Consider the following 25,106-nt stretch of genomic DNA (forward strand, 5'->3'; position numbering starts at 1 on the left):
AGCGGTGACACCAACGCCGCCGGTCAGCGCTGATCTGCGCGAACGCGACCGGCGGGCGGCGGTGCGCCCGGCCCGCCTCAGTCCCCGGAGGTCCCCGACGTGATGAGCCGGTACCTGCGCAGCTGATCGCGCGCGTCGACCAGCGCGTCGTGCGCATCCGACGGCCGAGGCGGCATCGGTGGGCGGCCGCGGTCCTCCCAGAGTTGCCGCAGTTCGCGGGTGAATCGGGGGATGGACCGCGGCAACTCCGGCATGGTCCCCCACAGCTGGCACAGGGCCACGTGGTCGTAGGCCGCCACCCATGCCCACAGTTCGATCGGCTCGTCGCCGCCGACCCCGAAGAAGCCCTCCAGGTCGTCGCGGATCCGCCTGCGGGAACGCCACAGCTGCGACGCCGGCGGCGGCAACTTGGGCAACACGTTGCTGCGCACCCAGGACCCCGCGCGCTCGGGGTCGAATTCGGTGGACACCGCGTAGTACTCGCGGCCGTCTTCGGCCGCCACCCCGATGGAGATCAGCTCGATGGTGCGGCCATCCTCGATGAACTCGGTGTCGTAGAAATACCGCACACGGGAAGCCTAGACGGGCTATCGACCGATCAGGATCGGCCCGGTGGGCGCCGGGGCCGGATGGACCTCGTGGTCGAGTGTGGCGTCGACGGCGCGTTCGTCGGGCAACCGGGGTGTGCCGGCGATCGCGCACTGCAGATACAGCTTGGCCCGCACCACCGGGCGGCGCAGCCTCCGCTCGCGCTGCAGCGCGCGGCGCATCTTCTCCGGCCGCGTGGAGTACCGCCAGCGGGCCCAGGGGGCGTGCGGGCGCGACAGCCGGATCGCGCCGATGACCAGCAAAATAACCAGGAACATGCCCAGCAGGCCCGTCCACACCTTGCCCTTGAGCACCACCACGACCGCCAGCGGCAACGTCAACGCCATCGCGCTGACCGCCACGGCCCGCAGCACCGCCGAGTCGGCACCGTGCCAGATCGGCAGGAAGAACATCAGCGGGTGCAGCCCCATGATCAACAGCCCGGCCACCGCCACCGCGGCGAACACCGCGTCCACCGAGGTGCGCCCGTCCTCGGACCAGTAGACGTCGGACAGGTGCAGGATCAGCGCGTACTCATCCAGAACCAGCGCCGCCCCGATCCCGAAAAATGTTGCGGCAATCGTGAATTGGGGCTCATGCCCGTCGATGGACAACGTGACCAGCGTCAGGCCCGACAGCAGGGTCAGCACCACCCCGAAGGTGACGTGGTGGATGTGCACTCCCCCGACGCGAACGTTGCGCGGGTGCCACCACCGGGTGGGCCGGCCGGTCTCGGCGCGGTGCCGGATGAAACGGACGAACGTCCGGGTGACGAAAAACGTGAGGATGAAGGCGACCAGGCAGCACAGCAGCGGCAGGTGGCCGCGGTGGTAAACGTCGTGTGCAAACCATCGGTTCACCTCGGCCACGAACGAGTGGAGCACCCTTGCAAGCTACGCCAGCCTGCGCCGCGGTCGTGGGACCCGCGCTGCACCAGGCGGGTCGGGGCCCGGGTACCCATTACGCTGATGTGCGACATGAGTACACGGCAGGCGCCCGGCGTGGGCAACCGACCCGGGTGGGCGCTGTGGGGGCTGGCCTGGCTGGCGGCCGCCGCGGGACTGGGCTACGCGGCATGGCAGCTGTTCGGGCACACGCCCTACCGCATCGATATCGACGTTTATCAGATGGGCGCCCGGGCGTGGATGGACGGCCATCCGCTGTACCGCGGGGATGCGCTGTTCCACACCCCGATCGTGGATCTGCCGTTCACCTATCCGCCGCTGGCGGCCATCGTGTTCTGCCCGTTCGCCTGGATGCACATGCCCGCAGCCAGTGTCGCGATCACGGCCCTGACGCTGGTGCTGCTGGTGGTCTCGACCGTGATCGTGCTGACCCGCCTCGACGTGTGGTCCACGTCGACGACGCTGCCCGGCCCGACCTGGGTGCGCCGGTGGTGGCTGGCCATTGTCGTCACGGCGGCGGCGGCGATCTGGCTGGAACCGATCAGCTCGAACTTCGCCTTCGGCCAGATCAACGTCGTGTTGATGACACTGGTGATCGCCGACTGCGTGCCGCGGCGCACGCCGTGGCCGCGCGGGCTGCTGCTGGGCCTGGGCATGGCGCTCAAGCTCACCCCCGCGGTATTCCTGCTGTATTTCCTGCTGCGGCGCGACAACCGCGCGACGCTGACCGCGCTGGCGTCCTTCGTGGGGGCGACGCTGCTCGGTTTCGTGCTGGCCTTCAGTGACTCGTGGGAGTACTGGACGCACACCGTGCGTCACACCGACCGGATCGGTTCCGCGTCGTTGAACACCGACCAGAACATCGCCGGCGCCCTGGCCCGGCTGGGGCTCGGACAGCAGGAACGCTTCCTGCTCTGGGTGGCCGCGTCGCTGCTGGTGCTTGCGCTGACGGTGTGGGCGATGCGGCGGGCGCTGCGCGCCGGGGAGCCCACGCTCGCGCTGGTGTGCGTCGCGCTGTTCGGTCTGGTGGTGTCGCCGGTGTCCTGGTCGCACCACTGGGTCTGGGTGCTGCCGGCGGTGCTGGTGACCGCGATCGCGGGCTGGCGGCGCCGCACCGCGGCGCTGATGCTGATCAGCGCGGTCGGGGTGGCGCTGATGCGGTGGTCGCCGATCGACCTGCTGCCCAAGCATCACGAGGCCAGCGCGGTCTGGTGGCGTCAGCTGGCCGGGATGTCGTATGTCTGGTGGGCGCTGGCCGTCATCGTCGCGGTCGGCGTCACCGTCACCGCCCGGGGGGTCGCGCGGGATGCGGCACCGCAGCAGTTGACGCCGGTTACCGCCGCGGGCTAACTAACCGGCGGCGGTCTCGGGAATCCGCGCGGTGTCGCCGTCGGCCGTGGCGGCGTCACCGCCGCTTTTCACGCTCGCCGCGTAGATGTCGACGTATTCCTGGCCGGACAGTCCCATCAGCTCGTAGATGACCTCGTCGGTGACGGCCCGCTCGATGAAGCGGTTGCCGGCCAGCCCCTCGAACCGGGAGAAGTCCATCGGCTTGCCGAAGCGCACGGTGACCCGGCCGAACCGGAGCATGTTGGTCCCGGGCGGGTTGACGACGTTGGTGCCGATCATCGCGACCGGGATCACCGGAACACCCGTCTGCAGGGCCAGCCGCGCCAGCCCCGTCTTGCCCTTGTAGAGCCGGCCATCCGGCGACCGCGTGCCCTCGGGATACATGCCCAGCAGCTTGCCCTGGCTCAGTACCTGCTGGGCGGTGGTCAGGGCGGCCCGGGCACTGTCGGCGTCGGTGCGATCGATCGGCACCTGGCCGACGGCGGTGAAGAACCACCGCTGGAACCAGCCCTTCAGACCGGTGCCGGTGAAATATTCCGACTTGGCCAGGAACGTGATTCGGCGCCGCACCACCAACGGAAGGTAGAAGCTGTCCATCACCGCCAGGTGGTTGCTGGCCAAGATCACCGGACCCGAGCCCGGAACGTGTTCCAGCCCTTCAATTTTCGGCCGGCCGAGCAGTGACAGCAGCGGGCCGAGGAGCACGTACTTGAATAGCCAGTACCACATGGCGCTCCCTCTCGGCTCTCCCGCTGATGTTCTGCGCCAACTGTACCCATCGGCACCCGAACCGACCACCTGCGACGCGGCCCGCTCACTCCTCGAGCGTGACCGGGATGGGCTGGTAACGGGTCGGCGGCGGGGTGTCGTCGGGCGGACCGTCCGGCGGTTCCGGTGCCGGAGCGCCGGACCGGTCGACGTCGTTGAGGATGTCGCGGATCACCTCGAGCAGGGCGACGCTGTGGTTGGCGATGGCGGTGAGCAGCGGATGCTCATCGCCGCTCGCCAACGCGGCCAGCGCGCAGACCGGGCACCAGATCTGTTGGCACTTGCCGGTGCCGGCGCCCGCGCCTGCCGTCAGCGCCGCCGCCGCACGCACCGCCGGGTCGACGCCGTCCAGGATCGTCTGGGCGAGCCTGCGCAGTTCCGGACCGACGTCGGAATGACCCTCACTCATTTCGGCCACACCTCCGGATCCGGTCGGAAACGCACCGTCAGCTCGCTGCCGCGCAGGTGTGCGTCCAGCACGGTGCACCGCCGCAGTACCGACGCCAACCTGACCCGTCGCCGCAGTCCCCCGGCGCTGACGATCAAGTCGTCGTCGACGCGGCCCAGCGTCAGGGCCGACGGGTCGAGTTGCGGCAACGCCAGCCGCATGCGGTAGATGGACCCTAGCCCCGTCCCGGATTCGAGATCCACGGTGGGCCGCAGCGGGCCGGGTGGGGCCGTGCCGCCCCGCCGCCGGGCGGCGTCGAGCAGCCCGCTGAGCGCCTTGGGGCCGATCGGTTCGCCGGACAGGTGCGGGGTCATCACCAGTGCCACCTCGCCGATGGTGGCATCGAGCTCGTCGAGCACACTCTGCTGCTCGGCGATGCGCTCGGTGTACCAGTAGAAGGCCGGGTGGTCGGGCAGGTTGCGATACTCGTACGAGTCGTCTTGCAGCAGAACCTGGTTCACGATCAGCTCTTCGACGCGCACCCCCATCAGGGCCAGCGAGCCCAGCGTCCGGGCCGCCTCGGCGGCGACCACCCGCTCGGGGGTCAGCACCAGGTGCGCGCTGACCAGGTCGCCGTCGGTGAGCAGCGTGCCCAGCGCCTCCACGTGAGAGCTGATCCGCTCGAACAGTTCGACCACCGCTGCCGACCGGGCGTCGTCGGCGGTGACGGACAGCCGGCGATGCCGCGGCCACACCCGCTCGACGTACAGCCCGAACGTGGCCGGCAGCGTCAACATCCGCAGGGCGTCGGCCGTCGACGCGCAGTCGACCACCACCCGATCCCATTGGCCCGAGCGGGCCAGCTCGCCCACGGCGTGCAGACCGAGCACTTCCTGAACCCCCGGTAGGGCCGAAAGTTCTTCGGGGGCAATGGTACTCAGTTCCGAGTCGGGGAAGCGCCGGTCCAGCGTGGCCACCACGTCGTGCCACCGGACCTCGAGCAGGGCCAGCGTGTCCAGTGCCAACGCGTCCAGAAACCCGCCGCCGGCCCGCGCCTGCCCGGTATCGAGGTCGGCGAGCACCCGCACCGGTTCGCCCCGACTCGGCGGGACCGCGGTGCCGAGGACATCGCCGAGGGAGTGCGCCTGGTCGGTGGAGACCGCGAGCACCCGCTGTCCGGCGCTGGCGGCGCCGACGGCGGTGGCGCAGGCCAGGGTGGACTTCCCTACCCCGCCTTTGCCGACGAAAAGGCTGATTCGGGCCGGGGCGGGCGCTCGGGATTCGGCGGACTCACTCAGCCTCGACTCGTTTCTTGAGATCCTTCAGCGCGGTGTCGGTCAGTCGGCGCTCGGCCTTGCGCTTGAGCAAGCCGATCATCGGCATGGCCAGGTCGACGGACAGTGCGTAGGTGACCTCGGTGCCAGATCCCTTGGCCGCCAACCGGTATGAGCCTTCGAGAGAACGCAGCAGCGAACTCGACACCAGCGTCCAGCTCACCGATTGGCGGTCCTTGGGCCACCGGTAGGACATCACCATCGTGTCCTTGAGCACCGTGGCGTCCATGACGATCCGCGCAACCTTGGGGTAGCCGTCGGCGTCCTTCTCCTGAACCTCGGCTTCTTTGTATTCCGAGATCCACTGCGGGTACGAATCGATATCCGCGATCACCCGCATCACGGTGGCCGGGTCGGCTTCGATATAGATGGTTTGCGTCGTCTTCTCCGCCACCTGGTTGCTGCCCTCTCTCCCGCGAACGGATCGACCCCGCCGATGTGGGGGACTTGCGGGGGACCCCGCGGGTCTCGGTCCGACACGGTACTCTCTGCGCGGACCCGACCCGGCTAAACTACCGGAGAAACTCCGACCGGACGTGACCGTTCCAGCGTCGCCTTGACTTCGAAGGCCATTTTCTTCCCCGCCACCCGGCGGCGGTGCGTCATCTTCGCCAGGTTCAGCTTGGCCAGCTGCCAGGCCGCCACCCCGGTGGGCTCGGCGTGCAGGAAATAGTGCAGCACGACGCCGTCCAGGGACGGCTCCAACCAGATCTCCATGGTCCCGGTCAGCGCGCCGGTGACCGTCCAGCGGATGCCCTTCTCCCCGCGATCCTCGACGACCTGCAGCCGCAGGTCCGGCCACCAGCGGCGCCAGCCCGACGGATCGGCGACCGCGGCCCCCACCCGGGCGCCGTCGGCGGCGACAAACGTCTCATCCGCGATCTGGATGCTGTTCATGACCACAGCTTCACACACCGGCCGGCGGCGCCGGGTTCAGGGCGGCCCGGGCGTCGCGCCGAGCAATCACGGTGCGCGTGACCCACTAGGGGCCGTGCTGGGGCAACGCACGGATTAGGCTGACTGACAGCAATCCGGCTACCGGAAATCTTCACGAGGTCAATCGAGGTCATCAGAGTGCGTGAGTACAGCGTCCCCGCCCGCTTTTCCGTCGACGAGCGCGACAACATCGCGGCGATGGTCTTCGAGCATGAGCGCGACGACCCCGACTTCGTCATCTACCAGCGTCAAGTCGACGGCGAGTGGACCGACGTCACCTGCGCCGAGGCGGCCGGTCAGATCCGCTCCGCCGCACTTGGTTTGATCTCGCTGGGGGTTGAGGCCGGCGACCGGGTGTCCATCTTCTCGGCCACCCGCTACGAGTGGGCGATCCTCGACCTGGCGATCCTGTCGGTGGGCGCGGTCACCGTGCCGATCTATGAGACGTCTTCGGCCGAGCAGGTGCGCTGGGTGCTGCAGGACTCCGAGGCGGTGCTGGCGTTCGCCGAGACCGACGAGCACGCGGCGATGGTCACCGAGCTCACCGCCGAACTGCCCGCACTGCGCCGGGTGCTGCACATCGCCGGTTCGGGCCCCAAGGCCCTAGACCAGCTGGTGGAGGCCGGCGCGGCGGTGGATCCGGCCGAGCTGACCGCGCGGCTGGATGCGCTGCGGGCCGAGAACCCGGCGACCCTCATCTACACCTCGGGCACCACGGGGCGGCCCAAGGGCTGCCAGCTGACGCATTCGAACCTGCTGTACGAGACCCGCGGCGCCAAGGAAAGCCTGCCGACGCTGCTCGACCAGGGGCAGCGCCTGCTGATCTTCCTGCCGCTGGCGCACGTGCTGGCGCGCTCGCTCACCTTGTCGGCGTTCGCCAACAAGGTGACCGTCGGGTTCACCAGCGACATCAAGAACCTGCTGCCGATGTTCGCCGTGTTCAAGCCGACGGTGGTGGTGTCGGTTCCGCGCGTGTTCGAAAAGGTCTACAACACCGCCGAGCAGAACGCCGCGAACGACGGCAAGGGCCGGATCTTCGCGATGGCCGTGCAGACCGCCGTCGACTGGAGCGAGGCGCAGGACCGTGGCCGGCGCGGACTCGTGCTGCGCGCCAAGCATGCGCTGTTCGACAGGCTGGTCTATCACAAGCTGCGCTCGGCGCTCGGCGGCGACTGCCACGCGTCCGTCTCCGGCGGCGCGCCGCTGGGCGCGCGGCTGGGGCACTTCTTCCGCGGCGTGGGCCTGACCATCCACGAGGGCTACGGCCTGACCGAGACCAGCTCGGCGATCACCGTCAACCAGGTCGGCAACGTCAAGGTCGGCACCGTCGGAACGCTGTTGCCCGGCAACAGCATGCGCATCGCCGACGATGGCGAGCTGTTGGTGCGCGGCGGCGTGGTGTTCGGCGGCTACTGGCGCAACGAGCAGGCCACCGACGACGCCTTCACCGACGGCTGGTTCAGGACCGGCGATCTGGGCGTCCTCGACGAGGACGGCTTCTTGAAGATCACCGGGCGCAAGAAGGAGATCATCGTGACGGCGGGCGGCAAGAACGTCGCTCCGGCCGTCCTCGAGGACCGGCTGCGGGCCCACCCGTTGATCAGCCAGGCGATGGTCGTCGGGGACAACAAGCCGTTCATCGGCGCGTTGATCACCATCGACCCGGAAGCGTTCGATGGCTGGAAGCAGCGCAACCAGAAGGGGGCCGGCGCGGCGGTGAGCGATCTGACCACCGATCCCGACCTGATGGCCGAGGTCGACGCGGCGATCAAGGACGCGAATCAGGCGGTCTCGCACGCCGAGTCGATCCGCAAGTTCCGCATCCTGCCGGTCGACTTCACCGAGGACACTGGCGAGTTGACGCCGACGATGAAGGTCAAGCGCAACGTGGTGGCCGAGAAGTTCGCCTCCGACATCGAGGCCATCTACCAGTCCGAGTAGGCGCGCCAGGCGGTCAGCCGAGCAGCGTGCCCAACCGCGCCGCCAGGGTGTCCCAGCGCCACTGTGCCGTCACCCAGTCGCGCCCGGCCGCGCCCATCGCGGCCGCCCGGTCGCGATCGGTCAGCAGTTCGGCGATGGCATCGGCGATCTCGTCCACCTCGCGGCCGTCGACGACCAGCCCGGTCTTGTTGTGCCGCACCGCTTCTGGAGCTCCCCCCGACTTGCCGGCGACGACGGGCACACCGGTCGCCGACGCCTCGAGGAACACGATGCCCAGCCCCTCAACGTCCAGTCCGGCGCCGCGGGTGCGACAAGGCATCGCGAACACGTCGGCCAGCGCGTGATGCGTGGGCAACTCGGCGGCCGGTACACCGCCGGTGAAGGTGACGTCGTCGGCGACCCCGCACTCGCGGGCCAGCGCGCACAGTGGGTCCTGATACGGACCGCCACCGACGATGACCAGCGCGGCGCCCTCGACCCGCCGGCGCACCGACGGCAGGGCTTTGATGAGCATGTCCTGGCCTTTGCGCGGCACCAGCCGGGACACGCACACCACCGTGGGCCGCTCGCCCAACCCGTAGCGGTCACGCAGTTCGGCCCGGGCCGCCGGGTCGGGCCGAAACCGGTCGATGTCCACTCCGGGGGGCAGATATTCCAGCGCAGCCTTGGCGCCGAAGGCCGGCGCGAACCGGGACCGGGTATAGCGGCTGACGAAGGTGACGACGTCGGTGTCCTCGCCGATGCGGCGCAGCACCGAGCGGGCGACCGGAAGCATGGACCAGCCGACCTCGTGGCCGTGCGTGCTGGCCAGCACGCGGCGCGCCCCGGCCCCGCGGGCCCGCCGGGCCAGCAGGGCCAGCGGGGCGGCCGCGCCGAACCAGACGGTGTCGATCCCGTGGTCGACGATCAGCCGCCGCATTCGGGCGTCCACGGCCGGGCCGGGCAGCATCAGCGTGCCCGGATGGCGCACCACGCGGTAGCGGGCGGCCTCGTCGTAGGCCTCGGCGCCCTTCCAGTGCGGCGCGTACACCGTCACCGAATGCGACCCGGTGTCGACCAGCCGGTCGACGAACTCACCGAGGTACGACTGGATGCCGCCGCGGCGGGGCGGAAAGTCGTTGGTTACCAGCAGGACCCGACTCACCTGCGTCACGCTAGCGTGACGGCGACGCCGACCAGGCACCTGGCCTGAGCCGAGCGGGCCGGCCCTAGTGGGTCAGCCACTGTTGCCAGGCCGTGAGCAGGCCCGCCGGGCCGGTGCCCAGCACGTCTTGGCCGGCGGCGGCAAGGTCGGTGTGCCGGATGCCGCAGGTGGCCAGGTAGAGGTCGCGCAGCTTCGGCGGCCCGTAGGCGTCGGCGACGAATCGGGCGAACCACCAGGCGCGGTCATAGGCCAATGACCGCGCCGCCCCCGGCTCGTCCAGGTCGCCGTCGGTGGGCAGCGTCATGGGCAGCAACGTGTCGGGGGGCACGGGCGTGGGCGGGCGGCCGACGAAGTCGGCGACGCCCTCGGTGAGCCAGCGGGGTGCGTCGGCCACGGTGTCGGGCCGGGCGGCGTAGTGAAAAAGCTCGTGGGTCACCACGATTCGCAATGACGCGGGGCTCATGCCCGCAGCGCCCGGGGCGAACACGATCCGCTGGCCGACGGCGACCCGCCGAACGGGATCGACGCGGTCCGCGACCGTCACGGCCGCGATATCGGCCCACTGCGACGCCGGTCCGCCGCCCGCGGCGGCGCGAAACCCCTCGTCGGTGCCGGCCGCGACGATGGAAATCTCGCGGGCCCAGTCGAGGCCCCAGAACGACTCCACCGCGGTGATCGCCGCGCCCATGTCCGCGGCCACCCGGGACAGCAACCGCTCAGCGGCCGGGCCCTGACCGAGCAGCCGCACGGTCCGGTCGCCGACGGTGATCGATCGGGTCGAGGCGGCCACCTGACTGCGGGCGGGTATCACCAGCTGCGCGGGCCGGATCCGGCTTTCGCGGGTGGCGTCGAACGGCACGGCCGCGGCCACCAGCAGTTCGACGACGAATAGCCCGGCCAGCAGTATCGGGAGCCGCCGGCGCGGCCGGGGGTGTCTAGTAACGGCGGGCGTCGTAAATCGGGCCGGAGGAGTTCATCGGCACCACCCGCACCGGCACGCCGTAGGTAGACGAGTGGATCATCATGCCGTCGCCGATGTAGAGCCCGGCGTGCGAGGCGTCGGAATAGAAGGTCAGCACGTCGCCGGGCTGCAGATCCGACAGCGCAACCGGCTGGCCGCCGTGGGCCATCGCCTGGCTGGAGTGCGGCAGCGAAATCCCGGCCTGCTGGAACGCCCACATCACCAGGCCGGAGCAGTCGAAGCCACCGGGAGCGGCGCCACCCCATACATAGGCCGAACCGACCTGAGTCAGCGCGGCCTGCACGACGGTGGCGCGGTCGCCGCCGCCGACACCGCCGGGAGTCGAGCCGGGCATGCCGGGCATCCCGCCGGGCGGAGCCTCACCGGGTGCCTGCCCGGGTGCGCCCGGGGGCGCCGCTTCGGGCGCGGGGGCGCCCGGCGCCGGCGCGGCCGGTCCGGGATTGGCCAGCGCGGCGCGCTGATCAGTGGTCAAAGAAAGGTATTGCGACTTGACGACCGCGATCTGCACCTGCAGCTGGCTCTGCTTGGACTGCAGGCTCGCCCGGACCGCGGCGGCCTGCTCGGCCGCGCTCTTGGCGTCGGCGGCCGACTTGGCGGACTCCCGCTCGGCCTTGGCGGCCTGCTCCCCGGCGATCCGGTAGCTCTTCATCTGGCTGGCCATCTGCGCGGCCATCACCCGCTGCACCGCCAGCTTGTCGATCAGGCCCTGCGGCGAGCCGGCGGTCAGGATGGCCTGCATGCCATCGATGCGACCGCCCATGTACGTCGCCGCGGCCAGCTTGTTCACCGCGTCCTGGTACGACGACAGGTGCGCCTTGGCCGCGTCGACGGCGGCCTGGTCGTCGTTGTGCTTCTTGTCCGCGGCGCGCTGCGCGGCCAGTTTGTCGTTGAGATCCAGCTGGGCGCTGTGCATGGCCTCGGTGGTCTGCTCGGCCTGGCGGGACAACTCGTTGAGTTTTGCGGTGGCGTCTTGCGCCGGGTCTGCCCACGCGGGGCCGGTCAAGACACCGGAGAAGATCGCGAAGCCGGCTAGCGTCCCAATGGCCGAACGTGTCAGAACACGCGCAACCGGGTACCTAGAGTCGAGCCTCAAGATTTGCTTCCTTAAACGGCCATCGACGAATTGTCGTCGAGCTGGTTTAGGTCTCAAACAGGTTACGAAACGATATCGACGTTTGTCCAAAGCAAGCGGTTAAGAAATTAGAAAGAATCCTGGCATTTCTATGTGAGTCGTTTCGGGTGGCCCGAGGACCTTTGTGGGACAAGGCGTTTAGGCTACACCAGATCCCCGACCTCTCCGAATCGGCACGAGCCGAAGTCGCGGCGCCAATCCGACCTCGGCAAGAACTTCCAAAGCCGCCCGCTCGTCGCGCAATAAAGTATCCGGGACCCCGAGTATCACGCTGACAACGCATTCGCGGCAGCCGGGTCCACGCACCGCGCATTCGTCGCAGTCGATCACCATCGGCGCCTCCGGGTCTGGCGGCGTGTCGCGGGCGTCGGTCGGTCCAGTTCTCGGTGCCATCGGAATCGGTCCTCTCGCTCTGGCTGTTCAACGTTTTCAACCGGTTGTCGGCGGTTGTCGGCGAACTATCACGCCGGACTGCCCGAACGGTAACCGCGGCCACCGACATCCGCTTGCGCGTTTCCCCGCTCGCCCGGCGTGGGTGCCGCGCGGGTGTCGGCCGTCGCCGTTAACGTCACCGCCGTGCCTTCCCGGAGTGCGACTCAGCTGAGCTTCGCCGACGTGGGGTCACCGCTGACGCCCGACGAGCTCTCGCTGCGCGAGACCACCTTCGTGGTGGTCGACCTCGAGACCACCGGTGGTCGCACCAAAAGCACCGAGGGCGCCCAGGGCGCCCCAGCCGACACGATCACCGAAATCGGGGCGGTCAAGGTGCGCGGCGGCGCGGTGCTCGGCGAGTTCGCCACCCTGGTGGATCCGCAGCGCAGCATCCCGCCTCAGATCGTGCGGCTGACGGGCATCACCACCGCGATGGTTTCCGACGCACCGACGATCGACTCCGTGCTGCCGATGTTTTTCGAGTTCGCCCGATTGGACCGCGGAACGGTGCTGGTCGCGCACAACGCCGGGTTCGATGTCGGCTTCCTGCGAGCAGCGGCGCAGCGGTGCGACATCGCCTGGCCGCGCCCGCGGGTACTGTGCACGGTCCGGCTGGCCCGCCGGGTGCTCAGCCGCGAGGAAGCGCCCAGCGTGCGGCTGGCCGCGCTGGCGCGGCTGTTCGCCGTCACCACTCAGCCCACCCACCGCGCCCTGGACGACGCGCGCGCCACCGTCGACGTCTTGCACGCCCTTATCGAGCGGGTCGGCAATCAGGGCGTACACACCTACGCCGACCTGCGTTCGTACCTGCCCGACGTGACACCCGCCCAGCGCCGCAAGCGGGTCCTCGCCGAGCACCTGCCGCGCCGGCCGGGTGTGTACCTGTTCCGCGGGCCGTCGGGCGAGGTGCTCTACGTCGGCACCGCAGTGGACCTGCGGCGCCGGGTTGGTCAGTACTTCACCGGCGCCGAACCGCGCGGCCGGATGAAGGAGATGGTCGCGCTGGCCGGCGCGGTCGACCACGTCGAGTGCGCCCACGCGCTGGAGGCCGGCGTGCGCGAACTGCGGCTGCTGGCCGCGCACGCCCCGCCGTACAACCGGCGGTCCAGGTTCCCGCAGCGGTGGTGGTGGGTGACGCTCACCGACGAGGCCTTCCCCCGGCTGGCCGTGGTGCGGGCGCCGCGGCACGACCGCGCCGTCGGCCCGTTCAGCGCCCGCGCCGACGCCGCCGACACGGCCGCGCTGCTGGCCCGGTTCACCGGGCTACGAACCTGCACCAACCGGCTGGGCCGCTCGGCGCTGCACGGGCCGCTGTGCGCCGAGGCAGAGGTGTCGCCGTGCCCGGCCGCGCGCGGCGTCACCGCCACCCAGTACGCGGCCGCCGTCGCGCGGGTCGCGGCGCTGATCGACGGCTCAGACAACGCCGCGCTGGCCGCGGCCGTGGACCAGGTGGGCGTGCTCGCCGGGCGGCATCATTTCGAAAGCGCCGCGCGCCTGCGCGACCACACCGTCACCGCGGTCGAGACGCTGTGGCGCGGTCAGCGACTGCGCGCCCTGGCCGCGCTGCCCGAGCTGGTCGCCGCCGCACCCGATGAGCAGGGCGGCTACCACTTGGCCGTCATCCGCCACGGCAGGCTCGCCGCGGCGGGCTGCGCCAGGCGCGGGGTTCCGCCGATGCCGGTCGTCGACGCGATAGTTGCCGGGGCACAAGCGATTCTGCCCACCCCGGCCCCGCTGGGCGGCGCGCCGGTCGAGGAGACCGCGCTCATCGCGCGCTGGTTGACCACACCCGGGGTACGCATCGTCCGGTTGGCCGAGGACGGCTGGGCTTCCCCGCTGCGCTCGGCCGGGCCGTGGTCGGCGTGGGCCACGTCTGCGCGCTCGGCGCGACTGGCCGCCAACCAGGCGCTTCGGGGGTCAGGCCTGCTGGCCGAACCGCACCCATCCCGCGAGCAAGTGTTCGGCCGCACCGGAATCGATGGCCGCGCGGGCGCGGGCCAACCCGTCCTCCCACGCCGGCAGCCATTCAGCGCGGCTGGATAGCCCGGCATGGGCGACGATCGCACCGGCGGCATTGAGGACGACGGCGTCGCGCACGGGACCCTTGTCACCGGCCAGCACCGCGCGGACCTCCGCCGCGTTGGCCTGCGCGTCGCCGCCCAGCAGGTCGTCGAGATCGGCTCGGGGGAAACCGAATCCGGCCGGATCGAAGGTGAGCTTGTCCACCGTGCCGGCCTGCACCCGCCAGATCGTGCTGGTGGTGGTGGTAGTGAGCTCGTCGAGCCCGTCGTCACCGTGCACCACCAGCACGCTGGACCGGCGGGCGGCGAACACACCGGCCATCACCTCGGAGAGGTCGGCGAATGCGCAGCCGATCAACCCGGCCCGCGGTCTGGCCGGATTGGTCAGTGGCCCAAGGAGATTGAACACCGTTGGCACGCCGATCTCACGGCGCACCGCGGACGTGTGCCGGTAGGACGGATGGAACAGCGGCGCGAAGCAGAACGCGATGCCGACCTCGTCGAGGCTGCGTGCGACCTGCTCGGGCCCGAGGTCGATGCGGATGCCCAGCGCCTCGAGGGTGTCGGCGCCGCCCGACAACGACGAGGCCGCCCGGTTGCCGTGCTTGACCACCGGCACGCCCGCGGCCGCGGCCACGATCGCCGCCATCGTGGACAGGTTCACCGTGTTGACGCCGTCGCCACCGGTGCCGACGATGTCGACGGTGTCGTCGCGGAGCGCGGGCATCGGCACCGCGTGATCGAGCATTACCTCGGCCAGCTCGATGACCTCGGCCGAGGTGGGCACCTTCACCTGCATCGCCACCGCGAAGGCCGCGATCTGGGCGGGGCTCGCTTCGCCGGCCATGATCTGGTCCATCGCCCATGCGGCCTGTCCGCGCGTCAGGTCCTGGCCCCCGGTCAGCCGGGACAGGACCCGCGGCCAGGAGATCGGGGACGCGCCGGAAGGCGAAACGTCGGACGACAAAGCCACGCGCAGATGGTCCCACGACGACCACACCCGCCCCAACCTCCCCGTCGCGCACGCGGGCGCGACGCGCCAGGCATCAAATGCCGCCCCGGGTGGAGTTCAACAACTACAAAGCGTCATACTTGCGGATGTGACCAGCGCTGCCGGGACTTCGGGTACTGCAATTACGTCGCGGGTGCATTCGCTGAACCGACCCAACATGGTCAGCGTGGGCACCATCGTCTGGCTCTCCAGCGAGCTGATGTTCTTTGCCGGCCTGTTCGCGATGTACTTCACCGCCCGCGCCCAGGCGGGCGGCAAGTGGCCGCCGCCGCCGACCGAGCTGAACCTCTACCAGGCCGTCCCGGTCACATTGGTGCTGATCGCGTCGTCGTTCACCTGCCAGATGGGGGTGTTCGCGGCCGAACGCGGCGACGTGTTCGGGCTGCGCCGCTGGTACGTGCTGACCTTCCTGATGGGTTTGTTCTTCGTGTGCGGCCAGGGCTACGAGTACTTCCATCTGGCGACACACGGGACCACAATCCCCGGCAGCGCCTACGGCAGCGTGTTCTACCTGGCGACCGGCTTCCACGGACTGCACGTCACCGGCGGCCTGATCGCCTTCATCTTCCTGCTGGCCCGCACCGCGATGACCAAGTTCACGCCGGCGCAGGCGACCGCCAGCATCGTCGTCTCCTACTACTGGCATTTCGTCGACATCGTGTGGATCGCGCTGTTCGCCGTGATCTATTTCATCCGATGAGCAGGCGCTGGACGAACAGGAGTGCTCGGTTGAAGAAACTGGGATCTACCCGACCCGGTGCGGCCAAGCCGTCACAGGGGCAGCGCGACCGCTCCCGGCGGCGGCTGCGTCGCCGGCTGTCCGGCGGCCTGCTGCTGCTGATCGCGCTGACCATTGCCGGTGGCCTGGCCGCCATCCTGACCCCGCGGCCGCAGGTGGCCGTCGCCGACGAGTCGAACTCGGCGCTGCTGCGCACCGGCAAGCAGTTGTTCGACACGTCGTGCGTGTCCTGCCACGGCGCCAACCTGCAGGGTGTGCCCGACCGCGGGCCGAGCCTCATCGGCGTCGGCGAGGAGGCCGTCTACTTCCAGGTGTCGACCGGCCGGATGCCGGCGATGACCGGCGAGGCCCAGGCGCCGCGCAAGGACCCGATCTTCGACGAGGGCCAGGTCGACGCGCTGGGCGCCTACGTCCAGGCCAACGGCGGCGGCCCCACCACGGTGCGCAACCCGGACGGCAGCCTGGCGATGCGCTCGCTGCGCGGCGAGGATCTGGGCCGCGGCGGTGACCTGTTCCGGCTGAACTGCTCCTCCTGCCACAACTTCACCGGCAAGGGCGGCGCACTGTCGTCGGGTAAGTACGCGCCGGACCTGGAGCCCGCCAACGAGCAGCAGATTCTGGCGGCCATGCGGACCGGCCCGCAGAACATGCCGAAGTTCTCCGACCGCCAGCTGTCCTTGGAAGCCAAGAAGGACATCATCGGCTACATCAAGGCGGTGACCGAGGAGCGCCAGCCCGGCGGCTACGGCCTCGGCGGGTTCGGACCCGCGCCCGAGGGCATGGCCGCCTGGATCATCGGGATGGTCGCCGCCATCGCGCTGGCATTGTGGATTGGGGCACGAGCATGAGCCGCGTCGAGACGATGCAGTGGGGGCGCCTCCCGCTTGCGTGGCACGAAGCGATGAGGAGCGGCGCAAAATGAGCGAAGGCGACGTTCGCGGCTCTGACACCGGCGGGAACCCGCAGGGAGCCGGCGAGAAGGAGCCCGACGACGCGGCACTGGCCGCCATGTCGCAGCAGGAACTGGTGACGCTCGGCGGCAAGCTGGACGGCGTCGAAACGGTGTTCAAGGAACCCCGCTGGCCGATCGAGGGCACCAAGGCCGAAAAGCGCGCCGAGCGTGGCGTCGCGTTGTGGCTTTTGCTGGGCGGCTTCTTCGGGCTGGCGCTGCTGCTGATCTTCCTGTTCTGGCCGTGGGAGTACAAGCCCAAGGAGGAAGCCGGCAGCGTGCTGTACACGCTGACCACACCGCTGTACGGCCTGACGTTCGGGATGGCGATTCTGTCGATCGGGATCGGCGTCATCCTGTATCAGAAACGCTTTATCCCGGAAGAGATTTCGATCCAGGACCGCCACGACGGCGCCTCGCGTGAGGTCGACCGCAAGACGGTGGTGGCCAACCTGGCCGACGCGTACCAGGGTTCGACGGTCGGGCGGCGCAAGCTGATCGGCCTGTCGCTGGGAATGGGGCTGGGCGCGTTCGGTCTGTCCACCCTGGTCGCGTTTGCCGGCGGGCTGATCAAGAACCCGTGGAAACCGGTGGTGCAGACCGCCGACGGCAAGAAGGCGGTGCTGTTCACCTCCGGGTGGACCCCGCGCTACCACGGCGAGACCATCTATCTGGCCCGTGCCACCGGCTCGGCCTCGACGTCGCCGTTCGTCAAGATGCGTCCCGAGGACCTCGACGCCGGCGGGATGGAAACCGTCTTCCCGTGGCGGGAGTCCGACGGAGACGGCACCACCCCGGAATCGCAGGAAAAGCTGCGGGCCATCAACCAAGGTGTGCGAAACCCGGTGATGCTCATCCGGGTTCGGCCCACCGACATGGGCCGCGTGGTCAAGCGACAGGGCCAGGAGAGCTTTAACTTCGGCGAATTGTTCGCCTTCACGAAGGTCTGCTCGCACCTGGGTTGCCCCGCATCGCTGTACGAGGAGCAGTCCTACCGCATCCTGTGCCCCTGCCATCAGTCGCAGTTCGACGCGTTGCATTTCGCCAAGCCGATCTTCGGGCCGGCCGCGCGTGCGCTGGCGCAACTGCCGATCACCATCGACACCAACGGGTACCTGGTCGCCAACGGTGACTTCATCGAGCCCGTCGGACCGGCATTCTGGGAGAGGACGACAACATGAGTCCGAAACTGAGTCCCCCGAAGCTGAACGATGTCCTGGCCCGCCAAGGCGAGGACATCGACACGCGTTACCACCCGTCGGCGGCGGTCCGCAGACAGCTCAACAAGGTCTTCCCCACGCACTGGTCATTCCTGTTGGGCGAGATCGCGATGTACAGCTTCATCGTGCTGCTGCTCACCGGCGTGTACCTGACGCTGTTCTTCGATCCGTCCATGGGTGAGGTCACCTACAACGGCGCCTACCAGCCGCTGCGCGGCGTGGACATGTCGAAGGCCTTCGCCTCGACCCTCGACATCTCCTTCGAGGTGCGCGGCGGCCTGTTCGTGCGTCAGGTCCACCACTGGGCGGCGCTGATCTTCTCCGCGTCGATCATGGTGCACCTGGCCCGCATCTTCTTCACCGGCGCGTTCCGACGGCCGCGCGAGGCCAACTGGGTCATCGGTTCGCTGCTGCTGATCCTGGCCATGTTCGAGGGCTACTTCGGCTACTCGCTGCCCGACGACCTGTTGTCGGGCATCGGGTTGCGTGCCGCGCTGTCCTCGATCACGTTGGGCATGCCGGTGATCGGCACCTGGCTGCACTGGGCCCTGTTCGGCGGTGACTTCCCCTGTGGCGGCGTCGGAAGCGAATGCGCCACAGCGGGTTACATCATTCCGCGAATGTATTCCCTGCATATCCTGCTGCTGCCCGGGATCATCCTGGCGCTGATCGGGCTGCACCTGGCCATGGTGTGGTTCCAGAAGCACACCCAGTTCCCCGGCCCCGGTCGCACCGAGCACAACGTGGTGGGCGTCCGGGTGATGCCGGTGTTCGCCGTCAAGTCCGGGGCGTTCTTCGCCGCGATCGTCGGCGTGCTGGGCCTGCTGGGTGGCCTGCTGCAGATCAACCCGATCTGGAACCTTGGTCCCTACAAGCCTTCTCACGTCTCGGCCGGTTCGCAGCCGGACTTCTACATGATGTGGACCGAAGGCCTGGCCCGCATCTGGCCGCCCTGGGAGTTCTACTTCTGGCACCACACCATTCCGGCGGCGGTCTGGGTAGCGCTGATCATGGGCGGGATTTTCGGCCTGCTGGTGGTCTACCCGTTCCTGGAGAAGCGGTTCAGCGGTGACCGCGCGCACCACAACCTGCTGCAGCGGCCGCGCGACGTGCCGGTGCGCACGTCGATCGGGGCCATGGCGATCGCGTTCTACATGTTGCTGACCCTGTGCGCGATGAACGACATCATTGCGTTCAAGTTCGACATCTCGCTGAATGCGACGACGTGGATCGGGCGCATCGGCATGGTGATCCTGCCGCCGGTCGTCTACTTCATCACCTACCGGTGGTGCATCGGACTGCAGCGCAGCGACCGCGCGGTGCTCGAGCACGGCATCGAGACCGGCATCATCAAGCGGCTGCCGCACGGCGCCTACATCGAGCTGCACCAGCCGCTGGGCCCGGTCGACGACCACGGCCACCCGCTGCCGCTCGAGTACCAGGGCGCGGCCCTGCCCAAGAAGATGAACAAGTTGGGCTCGGGCGGATCGCCGGGCAGCGGCAGCTTCCTGTTCGCCGACCCGGTATCCGAGGACGCGGCATTGCGTGAGGCGGCGCACGGCTCCGAGCAGCGCGCCCTGACCGCACTGCGCGAGCACCAGGACGGCCGCAACGGGTCGACGAACGGCTCGTCCAACGGCGAGGGCGGCGCACACTAGCGGGGACGCCTCGGCCCCCTCATTCATCGTCTGCGTGCGCCGGCGGGACGTGACCGCGTGCGGGACGTCGCTGCGAGATATAAACCACGGCGGCGCCGCCCGGCGGCGTGTCTTCGCAGACGTTTATGTGTCACGGACGCAGGCAAGGGCTCCCCTGGCTCCCCCAGGACTCCCCCAGCAACCCCGCCGCGACCGGCCGGTGGCTACTGCTAGGCGACGACCTCGCGGAGTTGTCGAATGTGCAGCCACTCCACCGCCGGCATGGCCGCGGTGATGACGCCGGCGAAGCCGTATCCGACCCACGACGCGCCGTCGTGACCGACCGCCATCAGGTAGGTCGCCGTCGCGACCGCGACCAATGCCGCGCCCATGGTGCCGATCAGTATCACGGTGCCGCGCAACCAGACTCGGTCCACCGCCTCACCCGACAACTCTGCGCCCGACGCTGACGTCGCCGTCTGCACCGTGGTGGTCCGCTCGGAGCGCAGGGCGCCCAGCCGCGCCAGCGGCTTCGCCGGCCCCCGCGCCGGCGCGGTCATCGCCTGAGCGGCCGGCTCGGACTCGGACATGCGCCGGGCGCGCAACAGGATCGGGATCGCGCCCGCGATGATCAGCGCCGACACGATGATGACGGCGTACAGCACCCAGGTGGTGTGCGGGCTGCTGGTCGCCTTGTGAAAGCCCCTGCCCAGATCCGCCAGGGCGACGGCGGCCGCCACGCTGACGCCGAGCAGCGCCAGGTAGACGGCCGCGCACGCGCCAACCAGGATGCGGTCGATGACCTCGGGCGCGATGGTGTCGTCACCCGCGCCGCGCCGATACGCCGAATAGCCGCCGACCATCAGCAGCTCGTCTGCGGCGAGTCGTTGCTGTTCGACGAAAGCACCGTCCCGTCGCTGGTCGTGATCGAGCAATTGAGCCTGCTTACCCGGAACAGGCTGGACGCCTCGACCGAGCCCACGTCCGACTGGGAGATCGGGGTGACGGTCATCGACCACGGGATGTAGACGTTGTGCTGCGTGCGGCGCCGGCCGGACGCGTCGACGTAGGTCACCGAGATGATGTCGCCCGGGGCTTTGGTGCCGGTCACCGAATAGGTGACCTGGCGCGGGCCCGCGGGGGTGGTGGGCGGCGGCGCGGCCGCCGAGGACGGCGCCGGCGGCGGCGCCGGGGCGGGCGCGGGCGGGGGCGGCGGTGCCGGAGAGGGCGTCACCGTCACAGTCTGGGTCTCCGTTGCTGTCGGGGGCGGCGGCGGTTCGGTCGTGGGTGGCGGTGGCGGTGGCGGCGGTGGGGGCGGTGGCTTGGTGGTCGTGATCTCGTCCTGCAGCGGCGGCGTGGACGGGGTGGTGGTCGCGGGGTTGGCGAGCTTGTTGGTGTCGGTGCGCGCGAACAGCAGCGAGACGGACACGACCAGCGCGATCGCGGCCACGATGGCGGCCACCCCCACCACCCACGGCCAGCGCGCGGTGCTGCGTTCGTGCTCGGCGTCGGAGGCGTCGTCGAAGTCGTCGTAGTCGTAGAGGCCCAGATCGGCCGGCAGGTAGGGGCCACCGGTGAAGTGCTCGGACTCCGGCGCCGAGTAGGCCCGTGAATACGCGTCCGTCTCGTCCGCCTGTTTCGCGGCGGGAGGTCCGGCGCTGTCGTCGAAGGGCTCGGGCTCGACATTGCCGCCCGGTTCCGGGCGGTCCTCGGGCTCACCGGCATCCGGTTGGTGGCTGATCGGGTCGGCAGGGTCGGGTTCGTCAGGATCCCATCCCGGGGGTCTCGACCCGCTCATCTCTGCCTTTGCCTACCCTGTTCGACTGCCTCACCTGCGCGCAAGACCCGCGTGGCGGGCGCTTGGGAAGCTCCTCGTTTGCCTGGGCAAAACACTACCGAACCCCAAAGGGGCAAAGCCGTCGTGGCGAAGAGCCCGCCGATCACGTGATCTGATTGTGACCTTTATGCCGCGAATCAGTGCTTCTCGGGGCCGATGTAGTACTCGAAGACCAGCCCGGCCACCGACGTCAGGATGAACATCACACCGGCCGCAATCAGCCACGGCAGCCACAGCGCGATGCCCACCGCGGTCACCGACCCGGACAGCGCGACCAGAATGGGCCACCAGCTGTGCGGGCTGAAGAAACCCAATTCGCCTGCCCCGTCGCTGATCTCAGCGCCCTCGTAGTCCTCCGGCCGGGTGTCCAGCCGGCGCGCCACGAAGCGGAAGAAGGTCGCCGTGATCAACGCCAGGCCGCCAGTCAGTACCAGCGCGGTGGTGCCCGCCCACTCCACGCCCCCGGTGGCGAAGATCGCGGTCAGCACCCCGTAGAGCACCGCGACCACGATGAAAAACCCGGCAATGAACTCGAATAGCCTGGCCTCGATATGCATCTGGTGTCCTAACCTACTGGCTTCCAGCCAATTGACCGCGCTTGGTGTCGAATGGGTGGGTGGTCACCGCGAGCGGGGGCTGCCCGATCGCCTGCAACGCCTCGGCGTTGCTCTTTCCGTCCATCCGCTGCTGCAGGTAGGCCTTGAAGTCGTTGGGTGCCACCACCCGAACCTCGAAGTTCATCATCGAGTGATACGTGCCGCAGAACTCGGCGCAGTGGCCCACGAACGCACCGGGCGTCTGGATCTCTTCGGTCTGGAAGACGTGCACCGAGTTGTTGGCATCCGCGTTGGGGATCACGTCGCGCTTGAACAGGAACTCGGGCACCCAGAAGGTGTGGATCACGTCCGCGGAGGCCAGGTCGAACTCGATGCGCTTGCCGGTGGGCAGCACCAGCACCGGGATTTCGTCGCTGGATCCCAGCGTCTCGACCTTGTCGAAGTTCAGGTACTGGCGGTCCGAGGTGTTGAACCCGCGGACCGGACCGACGAGCTCCTCACCGTGCGCGTCCTTGCCCTCCGGCTTGGACAGCATGGCCTTCTTGCGCACCGGGTCCGCGCCGTCGTACGTCAGCGTGCCGTCCTTGAAGGCGACGCGCTGATAGCCGAATTTCCAGTTCCATTGGAAGGCCGTGACGTCGATCACTACCTCGGGGTCCTTGGCCAGGTGCAGCATCTTCTCCTGCACCACCACGGTGAAGTAGAACAGCACCGAGATGATGAGGAACGGCGTCACCGTCAGCGCCAGCTCCAGCGGCATGTTGTAGCCGAACTGGCGGGGCAGGTCGGTGTCGGTCGCTTTCTTGCGGTGGAATGCCGACGCCCAGAAGATCAGGGCGAACACGATGCCGCCGACCACCAGCGAGGCGATCACCGCGCCGATCCACAGTTCCCGGTTGAGGTGAGCCTCCGGCGTGATGCCCCGCGGCCAGCCCAACGCCAGCGCGTCCGCCCAGCTGCTGCATCCGCTCAGGAACAACGCCAGCACACCCAGCACGCAGGCCAGCGCGACGTGCCGAAGACGGCGGGAAGCGGCTTTCGCCGGGCGCCCGGAGCCCCCGGACCGGCGCCGAAACCTGCCCTGCGACAAACGTTGCGAACGGTCCTGCTCGCGAGGGGTCACGTTAGCGCCTCCTGCTCGAATATCGAATACTACGCAGCGTAGACCACGGGCCTGGGCCGGGCGACGAAACCCCGGCCCGCCGGGCCACGCACACCCGGCAAGTGCGGCATACTGGGGCGCCGTGTGTGGTCTGCTGGCGTTCGTCGCCGCCCCGGAGGGCCCGGAAAGACAAGGGGCCAACGCCCGGGCCGACGACGCCGTCGCGCGCGCGTCCCATTCGATGCGCCATCGCGGGCCCGACGAGCCCGGCACGTGGGTCGATCTCGGAGCGGCGGGCGCCGAGGGCGGGGCGGTCTTCGGCTTCAACCGGCTGTCCATCATCGACATCGCGCATTCGCATCAGCCGCTGCGCTGGGGGCCGCCCGGCGCGCCCGAGCGCTACGTGCTGGTGTTCAACGGCGAGATCTACAACTACCTCGAGTTGCGCCAGGAACTGGCCGCCTCCCACGGCGCCGTCTTCGCCACCGACGGCGACGGCGAGGCCATCGTCGCCGGCTACCACTTCTGGGGCACCGGCGTCCTGACCCGGCTGCGCGGCATGTTCGCGTTCGCGCTGTGGGACACCGAAACGCGTGAATTGTTCTGTGCCCGTGATCCTTTCGGCATCAAGCCGCTGTTCATGGCGACGGGCCCCGGCGGCACGGCGGTGGCCAGCGAGAAGAAGTGCCTGCTGGACGTAGCCGAGCTGGTCGGATTCGACACCGGCATCGACGAGCGGGCCGTGCAGCACTACACCGTGCTGCAGTACGTGCCCGAGCCCGAGACGCTGCACGCAGGCGTGCGCCGGCTGGAATCGGGTTGCTACGCCCGGATCCGTCCCGATCGTCTGTCACCTGAGGTCACCCGGTACTTCACTCCGCGCTTTGCCGCGGTGCCGATGACCCGCGACACCGAACAGGCCCGCTTCGACGAGATCACCGCGGTGCTCGAGGACTCGGTCGCCAAGCACATGCGCGCCGACGTCACCGTCGGGGCGTTTCTGTCCGGCGGCATCGACTCCACCGCCATCGCGGCGCTGGCCATCCGGCACAACCCGCGCCTGATCACGTTCACCACCGGTTTCGAGCGCAAGGGCTTCTCCGAGATCGACATCGCGGTGGCCTCGGCCGAGGCGATCGGCGCCCGCCACATCGCCAAGGTGGTCAAGCCCGACGAGTTCGTCGCCGCCCTGCCCGAGATCGTCTGGTACCTCGACGAGCCGGTGGCCGACCCCGCGCTGGTGCCGCTGTTCTTCGTCGCCCGGGAGGCCCGCAAGCACGTCAAGGTTGTGCTGTCCGGGGAAGGCGCCGACGAGCTGTTCGGCGGTTACACGATCTACCGGGAGCCGCTGTCGCTGAAGCCCTTCGAGTATCTGCCGCGGCCGCTGCGGCGTTCGATGGGCAAGGTGTCCAAACCCCTGCCGGAGGGGATGCGCGGCAAGAGCCTGCTGCACCGCGGGTCCCTGACGCTCGAGGAGCGCTACTACGGCAATGCCCGCAGCTTCTCCGACGCGCAGTTGCGCGACGTGCTGCCGCGTTTCCGCCCGGAGTGGACGCACACCGATGTCACGGCCCCGGTGTACGCGGAATCGGCGGGCTGGGATCCGGTGGCCCGCATGCAGCACATCGATCTGTTCACCTGGCTGCGCGGCGACATCCTGGTCAAGGCCGACAAGATGACCATGGCCAACTCGCTGGAGCTGCGGGTGCCGTTCCTGGATCCCGAGGTGTTCGCTGTCGCCTCCCGGTTGCCCGTCGAGGCAAAGATCACCCGCGCGACGACGAAGTACGCGCTGCGCCGCGCCCTGGAGCCGATCCTTCCGGCGCACGTGCTGCACCGGCCCAAGCTCGGGTTCCCGGTGCCGATCCGGCACTGGCTACGCGCGGGCGAGCTGTTGGAGTGGGCCTACGCGATGGTGGACCTGTCGCAGGCCGATCACCTGATCGACAAGGCCGCCGTGCGCCGGATGCTCGACGAGCACCGCAACGGCGTCAGCGATCACAGCCGCCGGCTGTGGACGCTGCTCATCTTCATGCTCTGGTACGCCATCTTCGTCGAGCACAGCGTGGTGCCCCAGATCAGCGAACCGCAGTATCCCGTGCAGCTGTAGCGGCCCCGCCCCGCGGACCCAC

The 25,106-nt window shown here is 69.3% G+C and carries 23 protein-coding genes and 1 pseudogene; 8 read left to right on the forward strand and 16 right to left on the reverse strand.

Going from position 1 to position 25,106, the window contains the following annotated elements:
* Positions 1-77 precede the first annotated feature (77 nt).
* Positions 78-569, reverse strand: a complete 492-nt coding sequence (locus tag OQ789_RS16765) for a polyadenylate-specific 3'-exoribonuclease AS (protein ID WP_324687145.1) — start codon at positions 567-569, stop codon at positions 78-80.
* Positions 570-587: 18 nt separating this feature from the next.
* The gene (locus OQ789_RS16770; RefSeq protein WP_420716135.1) at positions 588-1,457 is read right to left on the reverse strand and encodes a hypothetical protein; all 870 of its coding nucleotides are present in this window, start codon (positions 1,455-1,457) and stop codon (positions 588-590) included.
* A gap of 108 nt (positions 1,458-1,565) precedes the next feature.
* On the opposite strand from OQ789_RS16770, the gene OQ789_RS16775 reads away from it, so the two are divergent.
* On the forward strand, positions 1,566-2,843 hold the full coding sequence (locus tag OQ789_RS16775) for a glycosyltransferase 87 family protein (RefSeq protein ID WP_324687146.1): 1,278 nt from the start codon (positions 1,566-1,568) through the stop codon (positions 2,841-2,843).
* On the opposite strand, the gene OQ789_RS16780 is transcribed toward OQ789_RS16775, so the two are convergent.
* The 5 genes from OQ789_RS16780 to OQ789_RS16800 all read right to left on the reverse strand — a co-directional run bounded on the left by OQ789_RS16780 (position 2,844) and on the right by OQ789_RS16800 (position 6,230).
* Positions 2,844-3,572 (reverse strand): lysophospholipid acyltransferase family protein, encoded by a 729-nt coding sequence (locus tag OQ789_RS16780; RefSeq protein WP_324687148.1) that lies wholly within the window; start codon positions 3,570-3,572, stop codon positions 2,844-2,846.
* An 85-nt stretch (positions 3,573-3,657) separates the two neighbouring features.
* On the reverse strand, positions 3,658-4,020 hold the full coding sequence (locus OQ789_RS16785) for a hypothetical protein (protein ID WP_324687149.1): 363 nt from the start codon (positions 4,018-4,020) through the stop codon (positions 3,658-3,660).
* Entirely contained in the window at positions 4,017-5,297 is a 1,281-nt protein-coding gene (locus tag OQ789_RS16790; protein ID WP_324687258.1) for an ArsA family ATPase, read from the reverse strand. The genes OQ789_RS16785 and OQ789_RS16790 overlap by 4 nt, the downstream gene beginning before the upstream one ends.
* Positions 5,290-5,727 carry an SRPBCC family protein gene (locus OQ789_RS16795; RefSeq protein WP_324687150.1) on the reverse strand — a complete coding sequence of 146 codons (438 nt, stop codon included), beginning with the start codon at positions 5,725-5,727 and terminating at the stop codon, positions 5,290-5,292. Before OQ789_RS16795 ends, OQ789_RS16790 begins: the two co-directional genes overlap by 8 nt.
* Before the next feature lie 113 nt (positions 5,728-5,840).
* Positions 5,841-6,230 (reverse strand): polyketide cyclase / dehydrase and lipid transport, encoded by a 390-nt coding sequence (locus OQ789_RS16800; RefSeq protein ID WP_324687152.1) that lies wholly within the window; start codon positions 6,228-6,230, stop codon positions 5,841-5,843.
* Between the two features lie 177 nt (positions 6,231-6,407).
* Here OQ789_RS16800 and OQ789_RS16805 point away from each other — a divergent pair, with 177 nt between their 5' ends.
* Complete coding sequence (locus tag OQ789_RS16805) at positions 6,408-8,210, forward strand: long-chain fatty acid--CoA ligase (protein WP_324687153.1); 1,803 nt, start codon at positions 6,408-6,410, stop codon at positions 8,208-8,210.
* A gap of 13 nt (positions 8,211-8,223) precedes the next feature.
* On the opposite strand, the gene pimB is transcribed toward OQ789_RS16805, so the two are convergent.
* From pimB to OQ789_RS16825, 4 genes are all read right to left on the reverse strand, one after another.
* Complete coding sequence (gene pimB / locus OQ789_RS16810) at positions 8,224-9,354, reverse strand: GDP-mannose-dependent alpha-(1-6)-phosphatidylinositol monomannoside mannosyltransferase (RefSeq protein ID WP_324687154.1); 1,131 nt, start codon at positions 9,352-9,354, stop codon at positions 8,224-8,226.
* A 64-nt stretch (positions 9,355-9,418) separates the two neighbouring features.
* Positions 9,419-10,231 (reverse strand): hypothetical protein, encoded by an 813-nt coding sequence (locus OQ789_RS16815; protein WP_420716136.1) that lies wholly within the window; start codon positions 10,229-10,231, stop codon positions 9,419-9,421.
* Between the two features lie 58 nt (positions 10,232-10,289).
* Positions 10,290-11,429: a peptidoglycan hydrolase RipC gene (gene ripC / locus OQ789_RS16820; RefSeq protein WP_324687155.1), complete on the reverse strand. Its 1,140-nt coding sequence runs from the start codon at positions 11,427-11,429 to the stop codon at positions 10,290-10,292.
* A 177-nt stretch (positions 11,430-11,606) separates the two neighbouring features.
* Positions 11,607-11,861, reverse strand: a complete 255-nt coding sequence (locus OQ789_RS16825) for a hypothetical protein (RefSeq protein WP_324687156.1) — start codon at positions 11,859-11,861, stop codon at positions 11,607-11,609.
* 183 nt (positions 11,862-12,044) lie between these two features.
* On the opposite strand from OQ789_RS16825, the pseudogene OQ789_RS16830 reads away from it, so the two are divergent.
* Positions 12,045-13,880: pseudogene (locus OQ789_RS16830) on the forward strand (DEDD exonuclease domain-containing protein); the annotation flags it as partial.
* On the opposite strand, the gene trpD reads toward OQ789_RS16830, so the two are convergent.
* A complete protein-coding gene (trpD, locus tag OQ789_RS16835) occupies positions 13,818-14,894 on the reverse strand; it encodes an anthranilate phosphoribosyltransferase (RefSeq protein WP_324687157.1) in 1,077 nt (358 codons plus the stop codon). The pseudogene OQ789_RS16830 and the gene trpD sit on opposite strands and share 63 nt — an antisense overlap.
* Before the next feature lie 127 nt (positions 14,895-15,021).
* Here trpD and OQ789_RS16840 point away from each other — a divergent pair, with 127 nt between their 5' ends.
* The 4 genes from OQ789_RS16840 to OQ789_RS16855 all read left to right on the forward strand — a co-directional run bounded on the left by OQ789_RS16840 (position 15,022) and on the right by OQ789_RS16855 (position 19,499).
* Positions 15,022-15,633 carry a heme-copper oxidase subunit III gene (locus OQ789_RS16840; protein WP_324687158.1) on the forward strand — a complete coding sequence of 204 codons (612 nt, stop codon included), beginning with the start codon at positions 15,022-15,024 and terminating at the stop codon, positions 15,631-15,633.
* A 29-nt stretch (positions 15,634-15,662) separates the two neighbouring features.
* Positions 15,663-16,520 carry a cytochrome c gene (locus OQ789_RS16845; RefSeq protein ID WP_324687159.1) on the forward strand — a complete coding sequence of 286 codons (858 nt, stop codon included), beginning with the start codon at positions 15,663-15,665 and terminating at the stop codon, positions 16,518-16,520.
* A gap of 70 nt (positions 16,521-16,590) precedes the next feature.
* Complete coding sequence (locus OQ789_RS16850) at positions 16,591-17,802, forward strand: ubiquinol-cytochrome c reductase iron-sulfur subunit (RefSeq protein ID WP_324687161.1); 1,212 nt, start codon at positions 16,591-16,593, stop codon at positions 17,800-17,802.
* Entirely contained in the window at positions 17,799-19,499 is a 1,701-nt protein-coding gene (locus tag OQ789_RS16855) for a cytochrome bc complex cytochrome b subunit (protein ID WP_324687162.1), read from the forward strand. The genes OQ789_RS16850 and OQ789_RS16855 overlap by 4 nt, the downstream gene beginning before the upstream one ends.
* 209 nt (positions 19,500-19,708) lie before the next feature.
* Here the strand turns inward: OQ789_RS16855 and OQ789_RS16860 are convergent, their stop codons facing one another.
* The 4 genes from OQ789_RS16860 to OQ789_RS16875 all read right to left on the reverse strand — a co-directional run bounded on the left by OQ789_RS16860 (position 19,709) and on the right by OQ789_RS16875 (position 22,995).
* Complete coding sequence (locus OQ789_RS16860; RefSeq protein ID WP_324687260.1) at positions 19,709-20,341, reverse strand: DUF2561 family protein; 633 nt, start codon at positions 20,339-20,341, stop codon at positions 19,709-19,711.
* Positions 20,341-21,276, reverse strand: coding sequence for an MmpS family transport accessory protein (locus OQ789_RS16865; protein ID WP_324687163.1), 936 nt, complete (start codon positions 21,274-21,276; stop codon positions 20,341-20,343). The genes OQ789_RS16860 and OQ789_RS16865 overlap by 1 nt, the downstream gene beginning before the upstream one ends.
* 176 nt (positions 21,277-21,452) lie before the next feature.
* Positions 21,453-21,872 carry a cytochrome c oxidase subunit 4 gene (locus OQ789_RS16870; RefSeq protein ID WP_112634514.1) on the reverse strand — a complete coding sequence of 140 codons (420 nt, stop codon included), beginning with the start codon at positions 21,870-21,872 and terminating at the stop codon, positions 21,453-21,455.
* A 13-nt stretch (positions 21,873-21,885) separates the two neighbouring features.
* Entirely contained in the window at positions 21,886-22,995 is a 1,110-nt protein-coding gene (locus OQ789_RS16875; protein WP_324687164.1) for a cytochrome c oxidase subunit II, read from the reverse strand.
* A 121-nt stretch (positions 22,996-23,116) separates the two neighbouring features.
* Here OQ789_RS16875 and asnB point away from each other — a divergent pair, with 121 nt between their 5' ends.
* On the forward strand, positions 23,117-25,084 hold the full coding sequence (gene asnB / locus OQ789_RS16880) for an asparagine synthase (glutamine-hydrolyzing) (RefSeq protein WP_324687165.1): 1,968 nt from the start codon (positions 23,117-23,119) through the stop codon (positions 25,082-25,084).
* The last annotated feature ends 22 nt before the right edge of the window (positions 25,085-25,106 follow it).

The sequence above is a fragment of the Mycobacterium sp. 94-17 genome, from assembly GCF_035617725.1.
In the GTDB taxonomy this organism is placed as follows: domain Bacteria; phylum Actinomycetota; class Actinomycetes; order Mycobacteriales; family Mycobacteriaceae; genus Mycobacterium.

Excerpts from the sequence above, each read along its gene's own strand:
- OQ789_RS16775 (WP_324687146.1), top strand. The coding sequence starts at position 1,566 with ATGAGTACACGGCAGGCGCCCGGCGTGGGCAACCGACCCGGGTGGGCG.
- OQ789_RS16780 (WP_324687148.1), bottom strand. The coding sequence starts at position 3,572 with ATGTGGTACTGGCTATTCAAGTACGTGCTCCTCGGCCCGCTGCTGTCA.
- OQ789_RS16785 (WP_324687149.1), bottom strand. The coding sequence starts at position 4,020 with ATGAGTGAGGGTCATTCCGACGTCGGTCCGGAACTGCGCAGGCTCGCC.
- OQ789_RS16800 (WP_324687152.1), bottom strand. The coding sequence starts at position 6,230 with ATGAACAGCATCCAGATCGCGGATGAGACGTTTGTCGCCGCCGACGGC.
- OQ789_RS16825 (WP_324687156.1), bottom strand. The coding sequence starts at position 11,861 with ATGGCACCGAGAACTGGACCGACCGACGCCCGCGACACGCCGCCAGAC.
- OQ789_RS16850 (WP_324687161.1), top strand. The coding sequence starts at position 16,591 with ATGAGCGAAGGCGACGTTCGCGGCTCTGACACCGGCGGGAACCCGCAG.
- OQ789_RS16855 (WP_324687162.1), top strand. The coding sequence starts at position 17,799 with ATGAGTCCGAAACTGAGTCCCCCGAAGCTGAACGATGTCCTGGCCCGC.
- OQ789_RS16860 (WP_324687260.1), bottom strand. The coding sequence starts at position 20,341 with ATGGTCGGCGGCTATTCGGCGTATCGGCGCGGCGCGGGTGACGACACC.
- OQ789_RS16865 (WP_324687163.1), bottom strand. The coding sequence starts at position 21,276 with ATGAGCGGGTCGAGACCCCCGGGATGGGATCCTGACGAACCCGACCCT.
- OQ789_RS16870 (WP_112634514.1), bottom strand. The coding sequence starts at position 21,872 with ATGCATATCGAGGCCAGGCTATTCGAGTTCATTGCCGGGTTTTTCATC.